1 protein-coding gene and 2 pseudogenes are annotated in these 3,103 nt (G+C 64.4%); 1 reads left to right on the forward strand and 2 read right to left on the reverse strand.

Annotated elements, in window-relative coordinates:
• Positions 1-225: 225 nt before the first annotated feature.
• Positions 226-359 (forward strand): annotated as a pseudogene (locus tag ACZ7GZ_RS42875) (IS630 family transposase); the annotation flags it as partial.
• Here the strand turns inward: ACZ7GZ_RS42875 and ACZ7GZ_RS42880 are convergent.
• Together ACZ7GZ_RS42880 and ACZ7GZ_RS42885 are read right to left on the reverse strand one after the other, a co-directional pair.
• Positions 349-786, reverse strand: a pseudogene (locus tag ACZ7GZ_RS42880) (ISAzo13-like element transposase-related protein); the annotation flags it as partial. The pseudogenes ACZ7GZ_RS42875 and ACZ7GZ_RS42880 sit on opposite strands and share 11 nt — an antisense overlap.
• Positions 787-2,159: 1,373 nt before the next feature.
• A protein-coding gene (locus ACZ7GZ_RS42885) for an IS5 family transposase (RefSeq protein WP_471033254.1) occupies positions 2,160-2,959 on the reverse strand; the annotation gives its coding sequence in 2 pieces (ribosomal slippage) (positions 2,160-2,620 and positions 2,620-2,959; 801 coding nt in all).
• Between the last annotated feature and the right edge of the window lie 144 nt (positions 2,960-3,103).

Below are 3,103 nucleotides of genomic sequence, written 5' to 3' on the forward strand. Positions count from 1 at the left end.
AATCACCACGCCAACGACGAGGGGCCCTGCCTCGTCACCACCCCCGCTGACCAGCCCATTTCACCCTCCAGCACAGGATGAAAGAGGTTCAGTGAGCTTCTTCAGTAGTCACTCCGCGAGATGAACGGTCGCTGGAGGTTGACTTGCGTTCCGACCTGCAGCGGGCGCCAACTTCTACAGAGTCAACCTTCACCCGATCGGTGCCCTTCTGAAGAGGCTCAGTCCCTGGAGAAGGACATCCGGAACTGGATCAAGACCTGGAACGAAGACCCGAAACCCTTCGTCTGGACGAAGACCGCGGACGAGATCCTCGACGCCTCGCAGGATACCTGAACCGAATCCCCGACTCAGGACACTAGTAGTGCCCTGCAGACTGAAGCCCTCCTCGCGCAGGACGTCGCCCACCGTGTCCGCGGAGACCCTGTGGCCCTGGCGCGTCAGATGCTCGGCGACCCTGCGGGTGGATTTGGTGGTCTAGCGCAGCGGCGACATGGGATCTCCGCGGACGTCGGGCTCGACCAGCGTGAGGAGTGCCTCCCGAACGGCTGGGTTCCGGTCGACGACGCGTTTGCGGCCACCGCCGGGCTGGCGGGTGCGTCCCAACGGGGCCTGGCCGGAATCGGGGTTCCCGCCTTCCGGGGGCCACAGTGGCCTCACGGACACCGGCGGCACGGGCGGCTGCTCTGACCCGCCGTGGCCGAGGGACTGGACCTCCGCCCCTATCACCAGGCGACGCTGCCGCTCATTGAGGTGCGGCAAAATCGCCTCAAACTTGGCTGCCAGCACGGCCCGTTGCCCTTCCCAGTGCTCCGACCAACGCTGCCGTAATGGGCGCCAGTTTGAGACGCCCTTACTCGGTAGCGCAATCGTGCCCGCTAACTCGCCGACGTTGTGGCACCTCGCATGACGCTGGCGAATAGGACGGCAACGTCGCTACGGCACTGCGGGGCGGCCCACGGCACGCCAGTAATATCCTTCATTACAGGAAGAATATGAAGCAATAGCGTGAAAGCTATGCGAACCAGTCGATCTGCCACGCCCTGTCCTCTGTGCCGCCATCGGATCATCGGACCCGCCTACCTCGTCACCGGAATCCGCACAAGGCGAGGTCGTCGCTGGAAGGTGCGAGAACTGATCTGTGGGTCCTGTTACCGATGCGGCATTCTGCAACCGCAAGACACACGTCGGGTGCATGGGTTTCAATGGTTCAAACTCGTAGGCCGCGGGGCCGAACTATCCCCGACACCTTGCGCAGCGTGCGGTCGGCTCGTCGTACGCAACGCCGAGACTTTACTACGTTGGGTGACATGTTCACATGCATGTTTGGTGCGTGTCTCCGCACACCGCGTCAGCGATAGTGAAATCGGCCGGTCGTGCGGGAGCTGCGGCAAGCCGCTCACGGCATGCAGATCCGACGCTCTCTACTGCTCTCCGAAGTGTCGGGTGCGGGCATACCGCCGCAAAAGGTCCATGAGCCACTGAAAACAAACCGTCGGACACCGCGGACAGGCGCCATCGTAGGCCGACGCGGTGTTGATGCATGGCGGTTTGCCGAGACGGGGGCTGCCTGGCGCAAAGGGCCTCCACACAGGGCCGGTGACCGGGAAAGCGTCCCTGCACGCCGATTAGTTCGCCAAGGTCATCATATTTGCCACCTATGACTCCCGGCCGTTCGGGAGCCCGCATACGGGCCGGGGAAGACTTCGCCATAGGCCCATCACGTACCGCGGGAGTATTGCCAGCGCTCGGCACCGAAATCCGTTGATTGTCGAGATGGCGGCAGACGCATGGCAGTCGGCGCGGGCGAAGCGGCTACTAAGGCAGCGCGGCCGGCGCCATTACGGTTTCCGCGCAGATCATCGACGGACGCACCGGACCAGCCTGTGACCAGGAACACTTGAGGACACGCAGCCCGCCCGTAAACAGGAAAATCTGACACCCGCCTCACCGAGATTGCTGCGAGGGCAGGTGCTGGCCCGGCATGCTCGGTCCTGGGTCCGCATCCGGGAGGTGTTGAAAGCGGCGACGGCTTGCCGCAGCGGTTTGGGGACGGCCTCGATGCGTCGTTGCCGTCGGCCGACGGCGAGCCGTTCGGCCTGGTCGGTGGGCAAGGCCAGGTGGTGGAGGGTGAAGAAGTCTGGAGTTACTTACAGGTCATCTCATTTGGCGAGTCTGCGGTAGCAGATGAGGGTGCAGGCGATGCTGGTGAAAGCCAGGAAATGGCTGGCTTTGCGTTCGTAGCGTCGGTGGAGACGTCGGCATCCGGCGAGCCAGGCCATGGTGCGTTCGATGGTCCAGCGGTGCCGGCCGAGCCGCTGGCTGGAGTCTGTTCCCTTGCGGGCGATTCGAGGCGTGATGCGGCGGCCGCGTAACCATCGCCGCAGGTGGTTGTAGTCGTACCCCTTGTCGCCGTGAAGCTTGTCCGGCCGACGTCGCCGTCGGCCGCGCCGGGATCGGATCGGTGGTATGCCCTGCACGAGCGGGATCAGGGCCTGGCTGTCGTGCACGTTGGCACCCGAGATTCCGACGGACAGGGGCAGACCGGTCCGCTCTGTGACCAAGTGGATCTTCGACCCGTACTTGCGCCGCCCATTAGGATTCGGACCTGTCAGGTCCCCCTTTTCAGGGCTCGCATGTTCACCGAGTCGATCGCGCAACGGGACCAGTCCAGCTCGCCGCGGGCCCCGAGTTCGTCGAGGACCAGGCGGTGGACCTTGGCCCACACCCGAGCCTTCGACCACTCCGTGAACCGCCGGTGGGCTGTGGCTCCCGACGGTCCGACCGAGGCCGACGGCAGCTGCTGCCACGTGCAGCCCGACGTCGCGACGAACACGATCGCGGCCAGCACTTCCCGGTCGCCGTGCCGACGCCGGCCGCCGCCTTGCGGACGGGTCGGCGCCTCTGGCAACACCCGCTGGAACAACTCCCACAGCTCATCCGGCACCAGCCGCTCAACGATCCCCACGCTGACAGGTTATCGAACACACCAAATGAGATGACCTGTTAGTCAGGGGTTGTAGAAGCCTTCGATGTAGCTGGAAAGCTCTTGTTCGGCGTGGCGGCGTGTGCGGAAGGCGGTTCGGTCGATGAGCTCGGTTTCCAG

Source organism: Streptomyces sp. NPDC037288, from assembly GCF_055603265.1.